Here is a 23,652-nt window from a genome sequence, read left to right as displayed (position 1 = left end):
GATTAAAATTTAGGCAAGTTGACAATTTTGTTTTTTTCATTTTATTCCAAACCTGTTAAATCTATAATTTGAACACCATAATATCCATCAGCAACAAAAGCTTTGGTGTTATCAGCACTTAAAGTGATGCCTAAGGCAGAATTTGGAGTATCAATAGAGTCAATAATAATAGGGTTTGTAGGGTCAGTTATATCTATAATTTGAACACCAGAATTTCTATCGGCTATAAAAGCTTTCGAATTATCAGTACTTAAAGTAATACCTACAGCATAAGATGGGGTATCAACAGAGCCAATGATAGTAGGGTTTATAGGGTCAGTTATATCTATAACTTGTATTCCTAAACCGCTATTAGCCACAAAAGCTTTCGAATTATCAGTGCTTAAAGTGATACTTCTAGCAAAATCTGAAATATCAATAGAGCTAATGATAGCAGGGTTTGTAGAGTCAGTTATATCTATAATTTGAACACCAGAAGTTCCATCAGCGACAAAAGCTTTTGTGTTATCAGTGCTTAAGGTGATGCTCAAAGCAGAACCCGAAGTATCAACAGAGCCAATGATAGCAGGGTTTGCAGGGTCAGTTATATCTATAATTTGAACACCAGAACCTCCATCAGCGACAAAAGCTTTTGTGTTATCAGTGCTTAAGGTGATGCTATGAGCAGAACCCGAAGTATCAACAGAGCCAATGATAGTAGGGTTTGTAGGGTTAGTTATATCTATAATTTGAACACCATAATAGCTGTCAGCGACAAAAGCTTTTGTGTTATCATTATTTAAAGCGGTGCCATAAGCCGTATCTGGAGTATCAACAGTTGTAATTATAGCTTTGACTTTGATAGTAGCATTACTTTCATAGTCTCCATAATCATTGGTTAAAGTTGCACTCAAATCATATTGTGCTTTTACAAAATGATGTAATTCTGCTCCTTGTGCTACATAAATATTTCCCGAAGTATCACAAGTAAAGTTTTCATTTCCCTCCCCACTTAAAACAATGCTAGAGATTGTAGCATTGTCATCATAGAGCATATCTAGTGTTCCTACTACTGTTTCTGCTGTTGCCATACTATTTACAGTACCAGTAAAGTTATTTGCTTCTGGAAGAGAGTGTACACTGATGGTAATCTCTTCTTCTCTTGTTCCAACACTATTTGTAGCACGAACTTTTAAAGCGTAGATGTTGTTTGGTATTACTTCCAACTCTTTAGCTAATTTTACTATACCATCGCTATCTATACTGAAATCATCTGCTCTATCTCCAGTTAATTCAAATGAAGTTATACCACTCTCACCACTATAGTATATTTTTGCTTGTCCTACAACTGTGCCAACAGATGTAGAGGCTTCTATAGTAGTTGAAAAACCTAAAATTCCAGGCGTTTTTTGTTCTATTTTATATCCTGAGATATCTATGATTTGTATACCTGAAGTTCCATCAGCTATGAAAGCTTTGGAGTTATCAGAGTTTAAAGCAATACGATTTGGTATATTTGGAGTATCTATAGAATCAATGATAATAGGGTTAGTCGGGTCACTAATATCTACAATTAAAATTCCATTATAATGATTCGTTAAAAATGCTGTATTACCATCTTCACTCAACTTAATATATAAAACTCGATAGGATGTTTTGATAGAGCCTAATACTATAGGGTTAGTAGGGTCGATTATATCTAAAATTTGAATTCCTCCTGAATATACATTTGTTGTAAAAGCTTTTGTCTGATTTGTGTCAAAACTAATACAGTATGAATCTTTTGGAAGATTAATTAAGTCTGTAATTGCAGGATTATTTAGATCAGTGATATCTACAATATGTTTACTAAGAAATATTTTAGAATTATCAGTATTTGGATTGATATACAATGTAGGAGTATTTACCGAACTAATAATAGTAGGATTAGTTGAGTCACTTACATCCACAATTTGAACACCAGAAGAACCAGTAATAAAGGTTGTAAATCCATCAGCACTTAAAGCAATGTTTGAAACTTCATCAAGAATAGATACAGAGCTAATGATAGTAAGGTTTAGAGGGTCACTAATATCCACTATTTTCATCCCTCCATAGCCATCACTACCAAAATATGATACATATATTTGGTTTTCATCTAAACTTAAAGCAATGTCACTTGCCCCATTGATATATATTGAACTAATAATTTTAGGGTTTGTAGGGTCTGTTATATCTATAACTTGAACACCAGAACCTCCATCAGCCACAAAAGCTTTGGTGTTATCAGCACTTAAAGTGATACTTCTAGCATAACCTGAAGTATCAACAGAGCCGATAATTCTATCTTTTATATGGACTCTAATTGTAGCATTGTATGTATCGTTGATGGTTGCATATAAAAGATAGTCTGATTTTGTTGCTGCTTTAAGTGTAACACCTTGTGCAACTCTCAATGTTCCATTTGTATCTACTGTAAAGTTGTCACTCTCTCCACTGAGTGTAATGGAAGTGATTTCGTTACCGTTTTTTATGATAGGGAGTGTTACTATCTCTGTATATTCTCCAGTATTGTCAAATGCATTTATTGTGATATCGTGAACAACAGGTGTTGTAATTAGATCAATATTTAGTACACTAGTATTACTCTCTCCTGTACTATTTGTCATAGTCGCTTGAAGTGTAAAATGCTCATCATCTTGCTCTAAAAGTGAGTGTGTTATTTCTATATCACCATTTGTGTTGAGTTTAAAGTATGGATTGTTTGTTAGTGAAACATCTGTTATAGCACTATCACCACCATTTTGTAAAACATTACCAATTATACTTCCAACAGCCTCTTCTTTGTTTATAGAAAGATTTACATCATTGAGAGTAGGTAAAACATCAGGGATGTCATTGAGTACTACTCTGAGTATTTTTTCTCTACTATCACCAATAACATTTGAGGCAGTCATATTGACATCTATAAAGTGTTGTTTTTCATAGTCTAACACTGCATTTGGTGCAACTTTTATAGTTCCATTATCATCAACGTTAAAAAGAGTACTATCATCTAGAGTAAAAGAGGTTATAGGACTATCACCATCGCTAACTACTGGAACTTGTCCTATAATACTCTGCGGAGGTGTGTTTTCATCAACATAAAGTGTCAAATTATTTATAAGTGGTATGTCACGTCTGTCGCCAATATTTACGATAACATCTATAGGCAAACTCTCCCCAGAGTTATTACTAGCACTTAGAGAAAATGTGTACGCTTTTTTTGTGAAAAAATCTTCTAGAGCTTTTGTAGTTGTAATAGTACCATTTGTATCTATAGTAAAGTAACTACTATCTTCCCCTGAAAGTTGCATAGATGTTATAGCTGAACTGCCACTTTCAAAAACTGCCTGTGCTACTTTTGTACCTATTGATGTATCAGCATACACTTCTTCAAAACTAAACCCTGTAATATAAGGGGCATCTACGACATCATCAACAGAGATAGTAATAGCTGTATATTTACTATAGCCATCAGAGTTTTGTGCATGAACAAAAAGGGAATAAAACTGCTCTTTTTCATAGTCTAGTAGTACTTTTGTTGTTATTGTTCCATTTGAAGCTATAGAAAAATTGCTAGAACCATTTCCATAAAGTTTAAAATTTGTGATAGAAGAGTTACCTTCGCTCTGTACTTCTATATCTCCTACAATACTACCTATAGAGGCATTCTCTGCTATATGGTAAGATTTACTTTTGATAATAGGCACTAAATTGTCTGAAAAATAAACTAAATTATATGCATTTTGATAAATCTTTTCTCCAGCTAAAACTTTGTTCACTATTGGTACTACTTTTGTATCATAATCTGCATATAAAAGTGCTGTGTCTATAGTAGGGAGCCAATCTAAAAGATCAGTATAATTAACATCTTCTGTATTTTCTGTATATATTTTTGCTAACAATAAACGACTTGCAATATCATCAAGTTTTTCTATAAGCTCCGCTTTTGTTAATGAACCATCTGCTATACCATCTTTTACTATCTGATACGCTACTTCTGTAAGGATATTTACCTTTGGTTTAAGTTGTTTGAGTTGTGTTCCTGTTACTAGTGTATGTAGAGTTCCCAAGTTTGGTGTGCCTATAGTATCTACAATCATATCATCATCTTTATCTATATCTGTACCACCAGACACTTCAATGATATAAAGAGTTTCATCATCAAGTGAAGTGATAACATCTTCAGGTATATTTAGTTTTCCAGCTGTGTAAAGAGTATTGCCACTACTTGTTTTTCCCTCATATAATGCTGAAGTTTGGTTTTTAAATGCATCTAGACTAAAAAGTGAAATATCTGCATCACTGAGTGGTCCAACAAGAGCTAAACTTTCATACCAAGTTATCCAGTATTCACAAGGTATATCACCACAGCTATAACCACTATGTGATGAATATGATCGATGGCTGGAAGTTCTACCATTGCCGCCACCGCTGTGATGAGAAAGATGGTAGCCAGCACTGCCACTGCCATCACTACCATTAGAATAAACAATATTAATACTTGATGGAGTTTCAAGCTCTATGACAGGCTCATTATCAATATATTTGACATGGATGTCGGCTATATGTCCAGTGGTACTTGCATCTATAGATGCTACTTCTATAGAACCAGGAGTTTTTATAGTTACGTAGTAGACTCCATCAACAGGTTTAGTTGAAACTTTTGCTACATTTACTTTGTATGTCCCTGGATAAATGTCATATTCGGTTGCAACATAAGCATGTTCCATACAGCTTGGAGATTCTACATCTTTTACACTGCTTGGCATAGCAAGTTCAAGGTCATAGTTTGCATCGTTTTCCCAATTTAAAGTTACTTCTACTGCACCGTTTTGTGTTTTTGGAAGCTCTTGTAGGTTATACACTTCAGTACTCACAGTTACACCAGCATCAACACCGATGTTTCCTTCATAAACTACAGTAAGTTTAGCATTTTGCGACACCTCTCCAAAAATCTCCTTGTAAGCACTCGCAACCCCTTTGATAACTATACTTTGATCGAGGATCAGGTCTTCATCAAGTGCTTTTTCAGTCAAATAAACTCTTTCCCCATCAGCTTTATCTGCGTAAACTGTAAAGGTACCGCCTTTTATAAAAGTAACAGCAGTAGCATTTGCTACAAGATCAACTTTTGAATCATTTGTAACCTGTAACCCACAAGAGGTAACTTTAGGTGTTATATGTCCACGAAAGAAGTAGTTTACAAAGTTAGAGGCGTTGGCGATGGCGTGGGAGATGAGAACTTTTCCGCTATCTTCTAAAACAGAAGTATCTCCATTAAATATAGAAGTGTCCCCAAGAACCATTTTGTTGCTCTGTTTTGTAGCTATTATTCCATTGAGGGCATTTATGACGTAGCTTTCTACATGAATGGCAATCTTAGTATTGTTACTATTGTATATGTATGAACGAGCATAAGTTGCAAACTGTGTTCTATCTGCTATATGTGTAGTTGACTCATTAGGCGTTAAATAAGGTTCAAAGATAGTATCGTCACTAAAAAAATTAGTAGAGGTAAATTCCGCTTCTGTTTTCATAAAAGCTTGAAAGTTAGGTTGTGGAGTTACTTTATCTGATGCAGATGGATTTAGGTTTCCAGCTTTTGAGTTTCCTTTGATGTAGTAACCAACATTTTGATTATGGTCTTCTCCACCTTTCATATATTTTTCAAGTGGTTCAAAAAGAGGGTGTAAATCACTTCTCACATGAGCAGGGACATTCATGTCATTGAGCATATGTAACATATTTCCAACACTCACAAACATCTTTGCTTGGTATTTACGTCTTTCGTTTATATCAGATTCACTAAAACCTTTTGCAAAATAATCCATAGCAGAGGTGTAGTTGTATTGGTTTCTTCCAGCGTTATAAGCCCACTCGACTGCATTGCCATCAAATACTTGAGGGTTGTAGAAGTGGTTTAAAAAGCGTCCGTCTGACATATCACCTATATTCCAACTACCGCCATTTATCAGATGTGGCCATTGTGCGTCTTCTAGGATGCTGCCGGCTTCTAGGAGGGATTTGTAGTTGGCGTTATCAAATATTTGCTTTAATTCTTTGGCTGATATTCCATTACTTTCTCCATCACTAATATATTTGAAGTATGTCATCCCATAATATCCCTCAAAAATTTCACTTCCATAATTATCAAATAACTCTACACTTGATGTAAAAGCTTCTAAGTTTTGTACATTTTCAAGTGCCTTTTTGTCTATTGCTCTATGTGTATTTATTTCCCAAGCAAAAAGATTTATGCTCACTAATAAAATTAAAAATATTTTTCTCATTTTTTCCCTCTTTACATTCTTAACGGATTACATATGCCATCATGTTTACTACTATATGCAATATTGCTTTTTGCAAGATGCCACTTATTGTTTTGTTCACTATACTCTAATTCATAACGAATACCTGTTTCACTCTCCCAGCTATATACATTTAAACTTAATCCGGAAAGATCATAAATGTCCACATTATATTTTTTTGTATTAATATAAAAAGTACATTGTTCATAATTATGAGTTTCCTTTTTACAATCTTCTAAGGGATAGGGCAAATCAGGTATCTTGCTAAGCGACTCAGGTATCCCATTTTTAAGAATATAGTTACTTATGGCTTCTGCTTGAGGTGTCATGATCTTCACATCTGTGGAGTTTGGTCCGCAGGTGTAGTTTGTGTAGAGCATAAATGAAGCTATCACTACAAAAGACCCACCCAAAGCTTGAAGTATTCGTTTGTTACTTTGTTTGGTTATAACCATAACCACCACAACTATAACCCCAAGAGCTAAAAGCCCTAAAAGTATTAAACCCGCCATTGGTGTGTCTCCTTTGTAGTTGTGTAGTCGTATAGGTTTCTTCCAGCGTTATAAGCCCACTCGACTGCATTGCCATCAAATACTTGAGGGTTGTAGAAGTGGTTTAAAAAGCGTCCGTCTGACATATCACCTATATTCCAACTACCGCCATTTATCAGATGTGGCCATTGGGCGTCTTCTAGGATTGTGCCGGCTTCTAGGAGGGATTTGTAGTCAGCGTTTGCTTGGTTGAAATTTTGATTAAGGGCATCATTAGAAATCCCATTTTCTTCACCGTTTAATACATAGTCAATATATGTTCTATTATAGCCTTCAAATACTTCATTGATATAGTTTTCACTACCAACTCCAGTATTATCTATGAAAGCACCCAAATTTGAAGCTTTATCTATTGCTTCTTTATCAATTGCTCTATGAGTATTTATCTCCCAAGCAAATAAATTGATGCTGATTAAAATTATTATTAGTAGTTTTTTCATTCTTTTTTTCCTTTTTTACATTCTTAATGTATTACAAATTCCTGACGTTTTATTATCGTAAATACGTGGATTTCTATTCGTGTCATTTAAAAACTTTTTATATTCCCACTGCATTTTATTTGCATTGTAAATATAAATATAATCCATTCCTGTTTTGTTTTCATTTGAATAAAATTTCAATGTGCTATATGCGTATTTATTAGCTTTAAATTTTTCAATAACAGAGCTTTGAATTAAGTAATTAGAATCATTTGAACTGAAAAAGCATTCTTCATTTTTTATAATATGATCTGCTAGATTTTTATCTTTCATTGTTTGCAGATTTTGATCAGTAAACTGTATTTCCTTTTTACATTCATGTAGTTTATAAGGCAGATCAGGAATCTCACTAAGTGATGATGCAGGTAACCCATTTTTAAGAATGTAGTTACTAATAGCTTCAGCTTGTGGAGTCATAATCTTTACATCTGTGGAGTTAGGTCCGCAGGTGTAGTTTGTGTAGAGCATAAATGAAGCTATAACTATAAAATACCCACCTGAAAATATACCTACTCTTTTTTTCCCTTGTTTGGTTATAAGCATAACTACTAAGATAATGCCCCCAAGAGCTAAAAGCCCTACAAGTATTAAACCTGCCATTGGTGTGTCTCCTTTGTAGTTGTGTAGTCGTATAGATTTTTTTCCGTATCATACGCCCACTCGACTGCATTGCCATCAAATACTTGAGGGTTGTAGAAGTGGTTTAAAAAGCGTCCGTCTGCTTGATCGTATTTATAGTAGATAAAATCAAAAAGAGGGTTAGGGGTATATTTTAGCAAATCACTATGTGGCCATTGTGCGTCTTCTAGGATTGTGCCGGCTTCTAGGAGGTCAAAATAATTTTTATTATTAAAATCTTGATTTAGCAATGACATACCATTAAGTTCACCTTGCTGAATATACTCAAAATATGTCATTCCATAGTCTTCAAATTCTTCATTTGCATAACTACTAAACAATTCTACACTTGATGTAAAAGCATTTAAGTTATCAACTTTTTTCAAAGCTTCTCTGTCTATTGCTCTATGCGTATTTATTTCCCATGCAAATAGATTTATACTTACTAAAAATAGTATTAAAATTTTTCTCATTTTTTCCCTTTGTTATTGTCTTAATGGGTTACAGATACCAGTGCTTTTAACACTATATACTGTAGGGTATTTTTGAAAATCAACAGTAATGTTGCCACTATCATTGATTTCCAAAGAAGTAAGAATACCTGTTTGAGTTGTAGTATTGCGAATCCTTAGTGTTCCATGTGTATTTTGTGGTGATTTATAATGTTCAAAAAATGAAAAATTTATTTCATAGATTCTTTTTTCTACTTGAAATTCACAAGTTTCATCAATTGATAAATAATCAGCATTACTTCTATTTTTCACTGTTTCGTAATAACCTTTTTCATATTTCTTTTCTCGTTTACAATTGTTTAAAACATAAGGTAAAGTTTGAATATCAGACAATAAGTTAGGCACTCCATTCGTTATAATATTTTTTGCTATAGCATTAGCTTGTGGTGTCATTATCTTCACATCTGTAGAGTTTGGTCCGCAGGTGTGGTTGGTGTAGAGCATAAAAGCGGCTATCACTACAAAAGACCCACCTAAAGCTTGAAGTATCCGTTTGTTACTTTGTTTGGTTATAACCATAACCACCACAACTATAACCCCAAGAGCTAAAAGCCCTATAAGTATTAAACCTGCCATTGGTGTGTCTCCTTTGTAGTTGTGTAGTCGTATAGGTTTCTTCCAGCGTTATAAGCCCACTCGACTGCATTGCCATCAAATACTTGAGGATTGTAGAAGTGGTTTAAAAAGCGTCCGTCTGCTTGATCGTATTTATAGTAGATAAAATCAAAAAGAGGGTTAGGGGTATATTTTAGCAAATCACTATGTGTCCATTGGGCGTCTTCTAGTATTGTGCCGGCTTCTAGGAGGGATTTGTAGTCGGTACTTGAAAATGTTTGGTTAAGTTCAGATAGTCCGTTTTTTTCACCTTGCATTACATATAAAAAATATGTTGTGTCATAATCTTCAAACTCTTCATATATATAGTTTTCACTGCCAACTCCAGTAGCAGATATAAAAGCATTTAAATTGTCAACTTTTTCCAGTGCGGTTCTGTCGATAGCTCTATGAGTATTAACTTCCCAAGCAAAAAGATTTATGCTTATCAGTAATATTACAAATATTTTTTTCATGTTTTTTCCTTTTTACATTCTCATTGGATTACAGATACCATCATGTTTGCTACTGTAAGATGTAATACTTTTTTCGATAATAAAAATATTATTGCCTTGATTTTTAAAATTTATATAAATACCTGTTTCTGATGTTTTAGTGTAAATTTCTAAAATATTAAATAGATAATCTAAGTGGATTGAATAAATATTACTGTTTACAGTAAAATTGCATCGTTCTATCTTTGTGCCATCATTAGCCCATTTACACCCCTCTAACTCATAAGGCAATCCAGAAATCTCACTAAGCGACTCAGGTATCCCATTTTTAAGAATGTAGTTACTTATGGCTTCTGCTTGTGGTGTCATTATCTTCACATCTGTAGAGTTTGGTCCGCAGGTGTGGTTTGTGTAGAGCATAAAAGTGGCTATCACTACAAAAGACCCACCTAAAGCTTGAAGTATCCGTTTATTGCTTTGTTTGGTTATAACCATAACCACTACAACTATAACCCCAAGAGCTAAAAGCCCTAAAAGTATTAAACCTGCCATTAGGCTAACTTAGTAAAAAAAGCGGACAATCCATTGACGTCCAGTACTCACTTGTGGGTTTATAGTTACCATCTCAAAGCCACCTTCGTAGGTTTTGCCCTCTGCTTCAAAGAGTATTTTTACTGTGGCGTAACCTGAATCGTGATATGTTTGCTCCCAACTTGTGATGTGTTTGTAAGTCTCGGCTAGAAATGGTTGTATTTTTGGATCGCTATAGATGTAACTTATAAGTTTTTCATTGTGTCCGAACCACTCCTCTACACTTGCACGATCATTGTTTATAAGTGCTTCAACAAAGTGTTTTGCTTCATCAACTGGCTGTGCACCTACTGGATCAGTTTGATTAGCATCTGCTTTGACATCGAGTGAGAGGGCAAAAGAGTTGCTGCTATAAAGAACATCATCATCTGTTAAAATGGTAATTCTTGGTTTGTAGCGTCCCTCTTGGTTGAGGTTTACACTAAAGTTTGCATCTTCTTTTATCTCATCTATGATGCCATCACCGTTTTGGTCAAAAAGGTATTTTTTTGCATTTAAGAGTGTGCCTACTTTGACATCTGTTTGTAAACTTTTTACACCGCTAAAACTATCTGCATGCATAGCAATAGGTGCTGAACCATTTGCATCAGAGGTAAAAGAAAAGAATTTTGAGACACTTTCATTCTTTTCATTTGTTGCAGTGATGTTGATCTCATTTGTTCCAGATACTAAAGGGATGTTATAAAGGTAAAAAGTCGTGTTGTTGTCTACCCCTTTGATAACAACTGTTTTGTTTTGGTCTGTGAGAAGTGTTTGATTGAGTGCTGTAACTGTTTTACTATCGGGTGCTTCTACACTTAAAGTAAAAGTAGTATATTTGAGTGTTACATTTTCATCTGTGTTTAATGATAGTGTTTGTTCATCTTCAAAACATCCTGAAAATAGGAGTGAAATCGACAATAAAGTGAGATATATCAGTTTAGTATAAACTTTCATTTAGTCCCTTTTTTTAAAAAATATTTAAGATTTTACTACAATGGAACTTATTTAATATTTAAATTTGTTGTTTTTTGGTATTTAGAATAATAAAAAATTTATATTATTTTGTAAAATATATTAGCTCTTAGAGTAAGTAAGAGATCGAAATTTTATCTTTAGAGTGTTTTGCTACTTTTTTTTGCAAAGAGAGGATGTTGTTTATATGGTTTGTATATTCAGAAACTTTTGCGAAGTTGACAAAGAGTATGGCAGCACTTACACTTAGAAGTGGAAACTGTTTTTTTACTCCTTCACGATCAGTACTGAGAATATACCCTTTTTCACGATCATCTTGTGAGTAGAAACTTTTGGCTTGATTTACAAAGATTGTCATAACGTTTTGAAGTTCTTCGAGCTCATCTTTATAAAACTTAGAAGATACAAAAAAATCATCCCCACCGATATGCCCTTTAAAAAACTCACTACTGAGATGTTTTTGAAGGATATCTGCAAAAAGTTGGATGATACGATCTCCATTTCTAAAACCATATTTGTCGTTATAGGCTTTAAAATTATCAAGATCAAAGTAGCATAAAATGTATTGTTTATGTGATGAGAGATCAGAGATTTTTTTCTCAACGACTCTATTTCCAGGCATTTTTGTAAGTGGATTTTGATCTCGAGCTGCTATAAGGTTTTCTTCATGCATGATCTTAATGATATTACTTGCAGATAAAAATCCTAAATAGTGTGTATTTTGAGTGATAATGATTCCATTTGATTCTGCATTGTTTGAATAAAGCTCAATTATCGTTGTGATATCACTTCGCACATCAGCTGATGGACATTTAGAGATATAGTTTTTGAGTTTTGACTTTTGAGAATTTTCATTGAGTAAGATAGACATTCCATAGGGTGAATAGATATATTCTTTGATTTGAGATTCATAAAAAATGCCTACTGGCTCATTGTTATTATCTATAACTGGAACCATTGAACTAGTGTTTTTCTTTTTAAAATACTCAATCACTTTTTGCATAGATGATTTTGATTTTATAGGTTCTATATGCTCAATATATTTTAAAATATTTCCACCTTTTTTTGAACGTTTATCCTCTTTAACGAGTTGAATGATATGTTCATATTTAGGTTTTAGTTCATCAATATCTAGCGTTGGTTTTTGTACAAAATACCCTTGTACTAAATGGCATCCTATCTCTTTGCATGTAAGGTATTCTGCCTCTGTTTCAACCCCTTCTGCGATCACTTTAATGCCTAGTTTTATAGCAAGGTGGGTTATACTTTTTACCATCAATTTTTTCTTGGTATCTTTTTCAATATTTTGTAAAAAGTATCTATCTATTTTGATGATATCTGGTGTTGCATCAAAAAGGAGTTTATATCCAGCATAGCCTACACCAAAGTCATCAATTGCGATACAAAAACTTGAATTTTTATAATGTTGTAGGATTTTTTCCATCCCAAAATTATCTGCAATTTCGTGTCGCTCAGAGATTTCAAAACAGATATTTTCTTGTTTAATATCCATCTCTTTTAAAATATTGCTTGTATTTCCAGATGTAAAGTCTGGCATCTCAAAAAGTCTATTGTCAAGGTTATAAAAAAGTTTGAGATTCTCAAAATTTGTAAGTTTTAGAAATTTTTTAAATGCTTTACGTCTGAGTGCCAAATCAAAACAGTAAAGAAGATTATTTTTATGTACAGTATCAAAAACTTCAAAGATAGAATCACATCCAATATCTTTAAAGTTTCGTAGAAGTGCTTCGACACCATAGAGTTTCCCAGTGTTTATATGTATAATGGGTTGAAAAGCGATATCGAGAGTTTTTAGTTTTTCTTTCCACTCATCGCAAAGAGTACATTGTGTGTCTTTAGAGTCCAAAGTATCTCTCTTTTTGTTTTTGTTTTATCTTGTCAACAGAAACAACAATAAAACTATCGATACAGTCTGAAAAATCTGGATCGATATTGTATGCACAAAAACTTATTCCCCCCTCCTCACATAAATCGCTATATTGTTTATATAGTGTTGGAACACTTACTCCTATAGAGCTAAGTGAATTTTTTAAAGCTTTGAAATTCTCTTTATACTCATCTGAAGCAAATTCATTTTCAAGTCTGTTTACAAGTTCTTGGTCACTCTTAAAGTTGTATGGAATTTTTGCATCAACCAAGTGATTTGTGTCTGGAAAATTTTGATCGTAAAAGTAAAGTATCATATCTTTTGCGATTTTTGGAAGTGTAGCACTAAGCGTTACTGGACCAAACATATACTTGATTTGAGGATTGTTTTTTAAGTAAGCCCCGATTCCATACCAAAGATAATCCAGTGCACGACTTCCCCAGTATTTTGGTTGTACAAAACTTCGCCCTAATTCAATAGAATCGTATAAGTAGTGTAAAAATGGTTCGTTATATTCAAAAAGTGTAGCTGTATAAAACTCAGTGATACATCTGTTTTCGAGTATTTCAGAACACACACCAATTCTATATGCTCCAACGATCTCCAAGTCTTCATTGTCCCAAAGAACAATATGCTTATAATAACGGTCGTATTTATCAATATCACGTTTTTTATTGATACCTTCGCCAACTTTTCTAAAAGAAATTTCACGAAGTCGCCCAATCTCATTGATAACGATTGAGTTATTATCTTCACTCGCATACAGATAGATAAATTTTCCATCTTTCGTTTGCCCAAGGAGTTCTGAGGCTTTTAGCTCTTTTTTTATCGCTTTTGGGTCTTCAGGATGGGCTATCGCTTTTTGAGTTTCAAAGTATTTTTTTTTAGAGCGTAATCCATAGAGATGTTTTTTATACAGATCGATTAATTTATCTTGCTCAATCCCTTTTGGAGTAGTATTTTCAGCTGGAATTACTTCCCCTACAATCATCTCGATAGAGTTGTCACGTTGCTTAAACATCTCATTTGGAAGCAGTGCCGTTGAGAGTTTTTTATTGAGTGCTGAAACTGAGTAAAAAGTTTTAGAGTTTTTACCACCTATATAGATAGGTAAAATAGGGGAATGACTTCTATGCGCAAACTTTAAAAACCCTTTTTTCCATTTTTTATCTTTTATTCCTGTTGGTGTTGCACGACTTACTTCCCCTGATGGGAAGATGATAACTACCTCTTCATTTTCTAGTGATTCATACACTTTGGCGATAGATTCTTTTTTTTGTGAAGCGCTAAAAGCATCTACATTAATTAAAAGTGGACGAACATTTTCAAAAATTTCTAAAACATTATTTGCAACTACTTTTATATCTTTTCTCACTTTTGAAACAAGTTTGATAAGTGAAAGTGCGTCAAGTGCACCTAATGGATGGTTGGCAATTATTACTACACGACCACTGACAGGGATATTTTCTATCTCTTTATCATTGACAAAAAAGTTAAAATTGAAGTATTCGAGTACTTCATCTATAAACTCATAACTTCCAAGATGGGTATTTTTTTGCATAAATTTATTTATCTCATCTTGATGAATAACAGAATCTGCAAATTTATTTACAGCAGATTTAATCAGTTTTGAGTTTTTAAGTTTAGGGTACTTTGTAAGTAAAGTTTTTTCTATATCTAGCATCGCAGATCCTCTAAAAATATAGAGAATAATAAACTAGCTAGATTACAATTTTATTACGAAAAATAGATGCTAAAAGTAGAACCTTCATTTTCCACGCTTTCTATAGAGAGTTTGAAATTATGAAGTTTGAGAATGTTATCTACTAAAAATAACCCAAGACCTAAAGAGTTGTTCCAAGAGTTTTTATGAACGCGGTAAAACTTATCGGTTATGTTTTGCAAATCTTTTTGTGAGATACCAATACCACTATCGATGATATCGATATGTTGTGCATCAAAATTTATATACACTTCATCCTCTGAGTATTTGATAGCATTTTCAATCAAGTTTGAAAACACAATACTGAGCATTGTTCTATCAGCTTCAATAGAGATATCTTTTAAACCATCGAGAATGATTTTACGTCCAGTGTAGTTGATTTTGATATTTTCTACACACTCCTCTACAAGTTCATACAAATTAAAACTACTTAGTTGTAGCGATTGTTGTTTTGAGTCAAGTTTGAGTGAGAGTCTAAGTGTATCTATAAGTTCGCTGAGTTTGATACCATTGTTATGGATTTTGGTTAAAAATTTATGACGAATATTTGGGTTTATATCGGAATCTTCTAAAAGTGTTTGTGAATAACCATTGACAATTGCAATAGGGTTTTTAAACTCATGTGAAATCGCTGAAATGATGTCATCTTTTTGTTTGTTAAGTTCTTTGAGTTTGTTTGTGTATTTTGATTTTTTCTTCTCTTGTTTAACTATGATTTGTGAAACTTTTGTTAAAAGGTTCGTAATAATAGCAAATTCTTGAGAGTATTGCGACTGGATATAGGTAGATTTTTGTTTTTTGGTGAGAGATTTTAAAAAGAAAATGATATTTGACACTTCATGTTCAACTTGTGAATTGAGTTTATAAGTCATAAATAAAATAGCAATGAAAAACAGAAATAAAGCTGAGAATATTTTGAGTGCTAGTTGCATCATTTGTGCTTTGATCCCCTCAAGCTCTACAGCGAGTCTAATATAATATATTTTATTGCCAATAGTGTATTTTTTAACTACATAAATGAGGTCAAGATCGAGTGTGTGGGAGTGTCTTTTTTTGTATCCATATTTGTTAGAATCAGCTTGAAGTATTTCGTCACGGTAACGGTGGTTTTCCATCTTTGTTTTATCTTTATGGGATTCTGCGATAACTACACCATCACCATTTATGATGGTTAGACGAATACCTAATGTTTTTTTGACATTTGCTGCTAAGCGATCAAGATCAGTTGTTGGAGTGACTTGCAGGGCAAGGATTTTCACCTCTTTTAAAAGAGATTTTTTAGAAGCTTCAATATAAAAATCGTATACCCAAAAGTATACAATCCCTCCAACTATAAAGAAGAGGGCGAAAAAAAGTGCTAAAAATTTTCTAAGTACTATTTGATGAAACTTTAGCACTTTTTCTCCTAGTTATATATTTTTAGAATATATCTTTAATTTGAGGCTTGTAACTCACCACCAATGTTTGCGTATAGTAACAAGTTTGCCATGCTTATAGCACGTCCAGCAATCTTTTCACTTTTACGCAGTGCTCGTAACATTCTATGGTATTTTTCAAACTCGCCATTTTTTGTATCTGCTTGTTGAATCAGATTTTTTTCAATCATAGAGTAAAGATCATCTGTTTTGTTCTCTTCTATGAGAACTTCATCATATCTCTCTCTGAGTTCATCTGAGTCATGGCAGTTTATCATACTTACTGCGATTTTTATAGCTCTTATTGTAGAGTTTTGCATAGGGATAGCATAATCATTAATCGTTTGTTCCTCTAAGTCTGTACAGATATCTGTAAAGCCTCTGATAAAACTTCTTGTATTTGCACATGCACGAGCAAGTTCATTTGTGATCTTAAAGTATGCGACTACTTGTCTAAGGTCCCTTGCTTCTGGTGTATAGAGTGCTAATATTTTAATGATTAAATTATCAATATCACTTGTTTTTGAAGAGATATTTTTTATGTATCCTCTTGCATCATTAAATTTTTCTACATCACATGCAATTATAGCATCAACTATCAATTCATTCGCACGAACTAAATCATTTCCAATATTTGTAATTTTATCTTGAACGTCATTAACACTCGATCTAAAAGTTTGTAACATTATTTCTCCTTATTAACCGAAACGACCAGTGATATAGTCTTCAGTTTGTTTCTCTGTAGGATTTAAGAATATAGTTTCTGTTTTATCATATTCTACCAAATCTCCAAGGTACATGAATGCAGTGTAGTCACTTATACGACTTGCTTGTTGCATATTGTGCGTAACAATTGCGATACTCACTTCATTTTTTAACTCAACAATAAGTTCTTCAATAGCACCAGTAGAGATAGGGTCAAGTGCAGATGTTGGTTCGTCAAAAAGAAGTACTTCAGGTTTTACTGCAACTGCACGAGCGATACAAAGACGTTGTTGCTGTCCACCTGAGAGACCCATTGCAGATTTATCTAGTCTATCACTTACCTCTTTAAATAAAGCAGAACCTTTCAAAGCAATTTCTACACGATCTCGAAGTTCTGTTTTGTTTTTGATACCTGCAATTTTAAGACCATACGCTACATTATCAAAAATACTCATAGGAAATGGTGTTGGTTTTTGGAAAATCATTCCAACTTGTTGGCGTAGTTTGATAAACTCATTCTCTTTTTTAATATCTAAAATATTGTTAAACTCACCACTCTCTAAGTCAAGCAGTTCAATTTTTCCGTCATACTTGTTCCCAGGATAAAGATCATGGATTCTATTCATTGAACGAAGTAGGGTTGATTTTCCACAACCACTAGGACCTATGAGTGCTGTAATTTTATTTTTCTCAATTGGTAAATTGATATTTTTGAGTGATGGATGATCAGCTCCAGCGTATGTAAAAGAGAACTTTTTTATTTTCATGATTGACATCTACTAAATCCTTATTTTTTGTTTCTTGTGATAAATCTACCAGTTAAGTTGATGATTAAAACTAAAACTGTAAGTATAAATGAAGCTGCCCAAGCAAGATCACGGCTAGACTCTTCTGGCTCATTTGCTAAGTCGTAAATACTTACAGTAAGTGATGGAAAACTCTCAGCTAAATTGAGCGTAAAATAGTTTGAAGTCTCCGATGTAAAAAGTAGCGGAGCAGTTTCCCCAACGATACGAGCAAATGCGAGTAAGATCCCCGTCATGATACCAACTTTTGCAGCTTTTATAACAATGTCTATAATCACTTTATATTTACTAGCACCGAGTGCGATTCCAGCTTCGCGAAGCTCACGAGGAACAAGGCTTAGCATTGAATCAGTTGTGTTGATAACTACAGGGATCATCATGATAGCTAATGCAATAGCACCAGCATATCCGCTAGTGCCTCCCATAGGAACAACAATCATAGCGTACACAAATGCACCGATAACAATCGATGGTGCAGACATCATAACATCACTCAAATCTCGAATAAATGAGGCATACTTTCCACGTCCATACTCTTGGATATAAATCCCAGCAGTCATTCCTATGGGGATTCCAATAACTGAAGCAAGTCCTGCTAAGATAAGCTGCCCAACTATAAGGTTTCGTAAGCCCCCTTCAACCAAGTCGTTTAAAAACAGATTAAAGTGAAATGAACTAAGACCTTTTAAAAATAGAGTGATCAAAATCCACGCTAAAAATGCCAAACCTATAAAAGCTGATAAAACAGAGAGTGCTAAAAATATTTTATTTATGAAAAGTCTCATTATTTAGCCTTTCTCAAAAAGTAAAATTTAGCAAATGAGATAACACCAAAACTAATGATAAAGAGTAAAAGTGCTAAGTAAAAGAGTGCACTCTCACCTAAACCACTTGATTCACCAAAGTTATTTGCCATCGCTACAGGGATAGAGATAGTTGGATCGTTAATAGCATCTGGCAAACTAAAAATAGAACCGATTAAAAATGCAACTGCCATTGTCTCACCAAGTGCACGTCCAAGTGCTAATATAATAGAGCCAATAATACCAACTTTTGAATATGGAAAGATAATATCCTTAATCACCTCAAATTTTGTAGCACCAAGTGCATAAGCAGATTCTTTTAAAACATTTGGTGTTGTATTCATACTATCACGAGTGATTGCTGCCATAAAAGGTAAAATCATAACCCCTAAAACAAGTCCAGCGGTCAGGAGTGAAACTTGGTAGCCACCAAAAGTATCTGATATGATAGGTGCAAAATAGTATAGTCCCCACATACCAAAAATGATTGATGGAATTGCTGCTAAGAGCTCAATGGCAATCCCGACAATATGTGAGATATTTTTTGGTGCGATCTCAGCTAAAAAGACTGCTATTCCCATTGCAATTGGTAGGGCAAATACTAGTGCTATAAGAGTTGAAAGAATTGTTCCAACAATTGGAATAAGTCCGCCATAAACTGTTTTTGTCGCAATTTCATCATCTCCACCAAATAAAAGATCCTCTTCATCAAGAGCTTGGTCATTTGGTTTTGTTGCTTGTTGCGTAGTTGCTTCTATAGGAACTTCTTTATTCCAGTCAGGATTTGTGATAAATCCAACACCAAACTCTTTAATAGCAGGTTGTGCTGCACTAAAGAGAGTTATAAATATTCCAATGAGAATAATCAATACTAAAGAGGCACTCCCAAAAGAGAGCTTTTGAAAGATTTTTTCCATATAAAACCTTGTTAGACTCCTTTTATAACTATATAAAGTATGAGCAAAAAGAGAAACAATTTAATCAAGGCAGATGTTCTTTAGCATAGTGAGCTATGCTGAAGGTTATCTAACGAAGAGTAAAGCAGTTTATCTTTTTGCCCTACGGGAAGCATAAAAAGAGGCAATCTTGCATAAAAAAATGTTTTCACCTTAGCATTGGCTAGGCTGAAAAATTTGTTTTACACAATCTTACCTCTTTTTATATCTTCTCATATCTTTTTTTAGTTATAAAAGGAGTCTATAATAAATTGGTCGAATTATATGAAACGAAGATTACAATACGGTTACAACAGGCAAAAGGTATTATTTAATACCTTTTTGTGCCCAGTAGTTATGAATTTTTTCTACTAAAGAATCTGGAAGTGGAACAAACCCTAAGCCTTTAGCAATCTCTTGACCATTTTTATATGACCAGTCATAAAATGCTGTTACTTTTTTATTCATAGCTGTTTTTTCTACAGGAACTAAGATAAATGTTGCTGCTACTATTGGATAAGACTCAGCACCAGAAGGATCAGCGATCATAGCAAAGAAATCTTTTTTAGGATCAAGGTCAGCTTTTGCTGCTGCTATTTGGAAGTATTTTAACTCAGGTTTAATGTAGTTTCCTGCTTTGTTTTCTACACTTGCCATAGCGATGTCATTGTTTTTAGCATCAGCATAGTCAATATATCCTACAGTATATGGAGTTTGTTTTAAAAGTGCCGCTACACCAGAGTTTGTTTTCCCACCAATGTGTTGGTCACCTGGCCAGTTAAGAGATTTTTTAACACCATAATTGTGTCTCCACTCTTTAGAAACTTTTGATAGGTAATATGTAAAGTTATATGTAGTACCACTTCCATCAGCACGGTGAACGAAAGTTAATTTTTTGTGTGGAAGTTTTGTACCTTTGTTTGCATCTGCGATTACTTTATCATCCCAGTATGCTACTTTACCACTTGCAATAGCAACAATAGCACTACGGCTAAGTTTAAGTTCTTTAGCTTCTGGAAGGTTGTAACCCATTGTAATAGCACCTACAACACCAGGGAATTGGTAAAGTTTAGCTTTTTTTAGGTCTTTTGGAGAGAGTGGAGCATCACTTCCAGCAAAATCAACAGCACGTTTTTTAGCATCTTTGATTCCTTTAGATGAACCTTTTTTGATATAGTCAACTTTGATACCTGTATCTTTGTTATATGTTTTTAACCATTTTTGATAAACACTATATGGAAAAGAAGCCCCGCTTCCTTTAATGATATCACTAGCACTTAAACTACCAGCGAGAAGAGTTGTTGCAAGAGCAATTTTAGCAATTTTTGTCATCTTTGTTACCTTTGTATTTTGTTAAGATTTGAGAAGTATAAAATACTTAGGTTACAGTAAGATTACAAAAATCTCGTTCAATTTTAGAGCTATATATATAATAAAAATGTATGCAACCATTTTGTAATCATTCTGTAATAAACCTGTAATAAACTTCCAACATCAAATGAAAAAAAGGAAAACAAATATGAAAAAAATTGTTTTATCAAGCTTAGCTGCTCTAACATTAGGTTCAGTTGCTTTAAGTGCATCAGATGTAAAACTTTACCAAGATGCAAATGGTCAAGTTTTTACTGTAGCTGGTGAAGGTCGTACTGAGATAAAATCTGATACTTCTGTATTTTCTCATGCAGACAAATTAAAATTTTCTGGTTTAACATATTTAGGTTATACATATAATGATTTAAAATCAACAGATTCGACAGGCGCTGCGTTGCAAGATGAAGGTGGATTTGAGATTCGTCGTGGTTATTTTCAATTAAAAGCATATCTTTTAGATGATCCAAAATCTTACTTTCGTGTAACATATGACTTAAACCATGAAAGTGGTGGCGATGTAAATGTAAGAGCAAAATATGCTTACCTTTTCTTAAATGAAGTATTACCAGCAACAGGATTAGAGGTTGGTCTAGTTCACCGTCCATGGCATGACTATGAAGAGCATAACTCTTGGTATTTCCGTGATATCTCTGAAGTACTTATCGAGTCAAAACGTAATGGTGACTTATCAAACTCAGCTGACTTTGGTGCAATGTTAAAAACAAGAACACAGTACTTTGATGCAGATTATGGTTTATTTAATGGTGAAGGGTACCACGGTACACAAGCTGGAACGGATATGAGTTTTGAGTGGAGAGCTACTGCACACATCTTAGGTGTAGATGGTAAAGATGCACAAAACAAAAAAACTTATTTTGATGCTTCATTTTTTGGTCAGTTAAATACAAAATACAAAGGAAATGACAACTTAGAATTCTTTGGTTTACATACAGTATATAATCAACCAGCATTTTTAGTTTCAGCTCAATATGTAAGCTCAAAAAATACAGCTAATGATGCTTCATATGTATCTGCAAAATCTGGTTCAGGTTATTCAGTAAATGGTGAGTACCGTATAGGTGATGACAAACAGTATAGATTCCTTGGACGTTACGATAGCTGGACGCCAGAAGTTGTATCTGGTGCTAAAGAGTATGAGAAAACATCATACATAGCTGGTTTTGCATGGGATCAAAATAGAAACGTTCAATGGGTAGCAAACGTTATCGTAAGTGATAATGAAGATGATAGTACTGGAAATGGTTACAGTAGTGACAACGGTACTGCGTATATGCTAACTGCTCAAGTTGAGTTCTAAGAATCTACTTAATAAACCTCAAAATTTCATTTCTCCTTTTTAGTAAAAGCAAAGTCTTTGAACTTTGCTTTTATGTTAAGTAAAATCTCAACATTAGTTAATCATATAGCCAATACCACGAATCGTTTTTATATAGTTTTTCTCTCCACTTGGATCGATTTTTTCTTTGAGTCTTTTGATCGCTACATTGACAGTTTTTTTGTTTGTAGATTCAGATTCATTCCAGATATTTTTAAGTAAAAAATCTCTATCTAAAACTTTACCTCTATTAAGTATCATAAGTTTTAAAAGGGCAGTTTCGAGTTTTGTAAGACTCACATCTTTTCCTGTGATAGTGGCTTTTTGTATGTTTAAATCAAGTTGAATATCTTTATACTCGATGTTTTCAATATTTTCTTTTGTTTGTGGGTTTTGACGTTTAAGAACTGCATTTATACGAAGCTTTAACTCTTCAATATCAAAAGGTTTTACAACATAATCATCGGCACCTTTTAAAAATCCCTCTTTGATCTCTTCTCTAGAATTTTTTGCACTCAAAAAGATTACAGGAGTGTGGATATTTTTGCTTCGTAACATTTCGATATAAAAACTACCCTCTATATCTGGTAAACTTCTATCCATTATAATAAGATCGATATTTTCTTCATTTAAAATATCACGAACATGTTTTGTATTTAACATACCAATAACATCATAACCATCATTCATAAGGTTATATTCAAGCAGTTCAAGAATGTCTTGATCGTCATCTACTATAAGTATCTGTTTTTTCATTATTAAAAAACTCACATTTTTTTGTTTTGCAGGATTTTAAACTAGATTTATTTCATAAAGATTACAAGAGAGTGAAATATTGTAACCATTTTGTTTCTGTTTGGTTACATCTATGAAATATTTCCATCTTACAATTGCAGCAAATCATTTTATGGAGATTCGGATATGAATAAGTTCAAATTAACAACACTTAGTTTCGCTGCAATCGCTGCAATCGCTTTCACTGGATGTGGTGGTGGAGGTGGAGGAAGCTCTACTACTACAACTACAGCATCTTGTGATTCAAACTACATTGATGAAGTATTGCCTTCTGATATTTCAACAGATACTACTTTAGATGCATCTTTAGTATATGGTATGAATGGAAAAGTTAAAGTAACAGGTGATTCTGTTTTAACTATACCAGCGGGTACTACAATTGCTGGATGTACAGCTAGTTCATTTATGGTTATTACACCAGGTTCACAAATTAATGCTACTGGTACACAAGCTAAACCAATTGTATTTACATCACAAACAGATGTAAAAGGAAACTCTAGTGCAAACTCTGCTGGTGAATGGGGTGGACTTGTATTAGCAGGTAATGCGTATACACATAGTGGTGTTGTAGCTTATGAAGCTGATGAAGATGTAGAATTTGGTAGTGCTGATCATACAAATGATACTGAATCTTCGGGTACATTACAATATGTAGTTATCAAACACTCTGGTTATGAAGTAGAAAAAGATAAAGAGCTTAACGGTCTTTCTTTAGCTGGTGTTGGTTCTGGAACTACAATCGAAAATGTAGCTATCATTGGTGGTCTTGATGATGGTTTAGAGATTTGGGGTGGTACTGTAAATATTGAT

Annotated in this window: 19 protein-coding genes and 1 pseudogene; 2 read left to right on the top strand and 18 right to left on the bottom strand. The window is 33.6% G+C overall.

All coding sequences use genetic code 11. From position 1 onward, the window contains the following. Nucleotides 1–41 precede the first annotated feature (41 nt). The 17 genes from ACQY56_RS03590 to pstS form a co-directional block, all read right to left on the bottom strand. Nucleotides 42–6,293 (bottom strand): cadherin domain-containing protein, encoded by a 6,252-nt coding sequence (locus ACQY56_RS03590; protein WP_428743722.1) that lies wholly within the window; start codon nucleotides 6,291–6,293, stop codon nucleotides 42–44. A gap of 11 nt (nucleotides 6,294–6,304) precedes the next feature. Then, nucleotides 6,305–6,823, bottom strand: coding sequence for a hypothetical protein (locus ACQY56_RS03585; RefSeq protein WP_428739773.1), 519 nt, complete (start codon nucleotides 6,821–6,823; stop codon nucleotides 6,305–6,307). Next, nucleotides 6,811–7,302: a hypothetical protein gene (locus tag ACQY56_RS03580; RefSeq protein ID WP_428739774.1), complete on the bottom strand. Its 492-nt coding sequence runs from the start codon at nucleotides 7,300–7,302 to the stop codon at nucleotides 6,811–6,813. The genes ACQY56_RS03585 and ACQY56_RS03580 overlap by 13 nt, the downstream gene beginning before the upstream one ends. 15 nt (nucleotides 7,303–7,317) lie before the next feature. Next, nucleotides 7,318–7,941, bottom strand: a complete 624-nt coding sequence (locus tag ACQY56_RS03575) for a hypothetical protein (RefSeq protein ID WP_428739775.1) — start codon at nucleotides 7,939–7,941, stop codon at nucleotides 7,318–7,320. Then, the gene (locus ACQY56_RS03570) at nucleotides 7,929–8,432 is read right to left on the bottom strand and encodes a hypothetical protein (protein WP_428739776.1); all 504 of its coding nucleotides are present in this window, start codon (nucleotides 8,430–8,432) and stop codon (nucleotides 7,929–7,931) included. The genes ACQY56_RS03575 and ACQY56_RS03570 overlap by 13 nt, the downstream gene beginning before the upstream one ends. Before the next feature lie 12 nt (nucleotides 8,433–8,444). Then, nucleotides 8,445–9,047 carry a hypothetical protein gene (locus ACQY56_RS03565; RefSeq protein WP_428739123.1) on the bottom strand — a complete coding sequence of 201 codons (603 nt, stop codon included), beginning with the start codon at nucleotides 9,045–9,047 and terminating at the stop codon, nucleotides 8,445–8,447. Then, entirely contained in the window at nucleotides 9,035–9,541 is a 507-nt protein-coding gene (locus ACQY56_RS03560) for a hypothetical protein (protein WP_428739124.1), read from the bottom strand. Before ACQY56_RS03560 ends, ACQY56_RS03565 begins: the two co-directional genes overlap by 13 nt. 12 nt (nucleotides 9,542–9,553) lie before the next feature. Beyond that, nucleotides 9,554–10,072, bottom strand: coding sequence for a hypothetical protein (locus ACQY56_RS03555; RefSeq protein ID WP_428739125.1), 519 nt, complete (start codon nucleotides 10,070–10,072; stop codon nucleotides 9,554–9,556). Nucleotides 10,073–10,081: 9 nt separating this feature from the next. Further along, nucleotides 10,082–11,047 (bottom strand): hypothetical protein, encoded by a 966-nt coding sequence (locus ACQY56_RS03550; protein WP_428739126.1) that lies wholly within the window; start codon nucleotides 11,045–11,047, stop codon nucleotides 10,082–10,084. 127 nt (nucleotides 11,048–11,174) lie between these two features. After that, nucleotides 11,175–12,932: an EAL domain-containing protein gene (locus ACQY56_RS03545; RefSeq protein ID WP_428739127.1), complete on the bottom strand. Its 1,758-nt coding sequence runs from the start codon at nucleotides 12,930–12,932 to the stop codon at nucleotides 11,175–11,177. Next, nucleotides 12,922–14,637, bottom strand: coding sequence for a lysophospholipid acyltransferase family protein (locus ACQY56_RS03540; RefSeq protein WP_428739128.1), 1,716 nt, complete (start codon nucleotides 14,635–14,637; stop codon nucleotides 12,922–12,924). Before ACQY56_RS03540 ends, ACQY56_RS03545 begins: the two co-directional genes overlap by 11 nt. Before the next feature lie 53 nt (nucleotides 14,638–14,690). Then, nucleotides 14,691–16,073 carry a sensor histidine kinase gene (locus tag ACQY56_RS03535; protein ID WP_428739129.1) on the bottom strand — a complete coding sequence of 461 codons (1,383 nt, stop codon included), beginning with the start codon at nucleotides 16,071–16,073 and terminating at the stop codon, nucleotides 14,691–14,693. A gap of 35 nt (nucleotides 16,074–16,108) precedes the next feature. Continuing rightward, nucleotides 16,109–16,777, bottom strand: coding sequence for a PhoU domain-containing protein (locus ACQY56_RS03530; protein ID WP_428739130.1), 669 nt, complete (start codon nucleotides 16,775–16,777; stop codon nucleotides 16,109–16,111). Nucleotides 16,778–16,789: 12 nt separating this feature from the next. Then, nucleotides 16,790–17,572, bottom strand: coding sequence for a phosphate ABC transporter ATP-binding protein PstB (pstB, locus tag ACQY56_RS03525; RefSeq protein WP_428739131.1), 783 nt, complete (start codon nucleotides 17,570–17,572; stop codon nucleotides 16,790–16,792). An 11-nt stretch (nucleotides 17,573–17,583) separates the two neighbouring features. Beyond that, a complete protein-coding gene (pstA, locus tag ACQY56_RS03520) occupies nucleotides 17,584–18,387 on the bottom strand; it encodes a phosphate ABC transporter permease PstA (RefSeq protein WP_428739132.1) in 804 nt (267 codons plus the stop codon). Then, a complete protein-coding gene (pstC, locus tag ACQY56_RS03515) occupies nucleotides 18,387–19,322 on the bottom strand; it encodes a phosphate ABC transporter permease subunit PstC (RefSeq protein ID WP_428739133.1) in 936 nt (311 codons plus the stop codon). Before pstC ends, pstA begins: the two co-directional genes overlap by 1 nt. A gap of 345 nt (nucleotides 19,323–19,667) precedes the next feature. Further along, nucleotides 19,668–20,672 carry a phosphate ABC transporter substrate-binding protein PstS gene (gene pstS / locus ACQY56_RS03510; protein WP_428739134.1) on the bottom strand — a complete coding sequence of 335 codons (1,005 nt, stop codon included), beginning with the start codon at nucleotides 20,670–20,672 and terminating at the stop codon, nucleotides 19,668–19,670. 187 nt (nucleotides 20,673–20,859) lie between these two features. Between pstS and ACQY56_RS03505 the strand changes: the two genes are divergently transcribed. Continuing rightward, entirely contained in the window at nucleotides 20,860–22,029 is a 1,170-nt protein-coding gene (locus ACQY56_RS03505) for a hypothetical protein (RefSeq protein WP_428739135.1), read from the top strand. Between the two features lie 93 nt (nucleotides 22,030–22,122). Here ACQY56_RS03505 and ACQY56_RS03500 read toward each other — a convergent pair whose 3' ends face one another. Beyond that, the gene (locus ACQY56_RS03500; protein ID WP_428739136.1) at nucleotides 22,123–22,803 is read right to left on the bottom strand and encodes a response regulator transcription factor; all 681 of its coding nucleotides are present in this window, start codon (nucleotides 22,801–22,803) and stop codon (nucleotides 22,123–22,125) included. A gap of 165 nt (nucleotides 22,804–22,968) precedes the next feature. On the opposite strand from ACQY56_RS03500, the pseudogene ACQY56_RS03495 reads away from it, so the two are divergent. After that, nucleotides 22,969–23,652, top strand: a pseudogene (locus tag ACQY56_RS03495) (hypothetical protein); the annotation flags it as partial.

The organism is Sulfurimonas sp. (assembly GCF_050296975.1).
Lineage (GTDB): Bacteria > Campylobacterota > Campylobacteria > Campylobacterales > Sulfurimonadaceae > Sulfurimonas.
The sequence above is the reverse complement of the archived record's forward strand: the minus strand, read 5'-3'. Positions and strand labels throughout refer to the sequence as shown.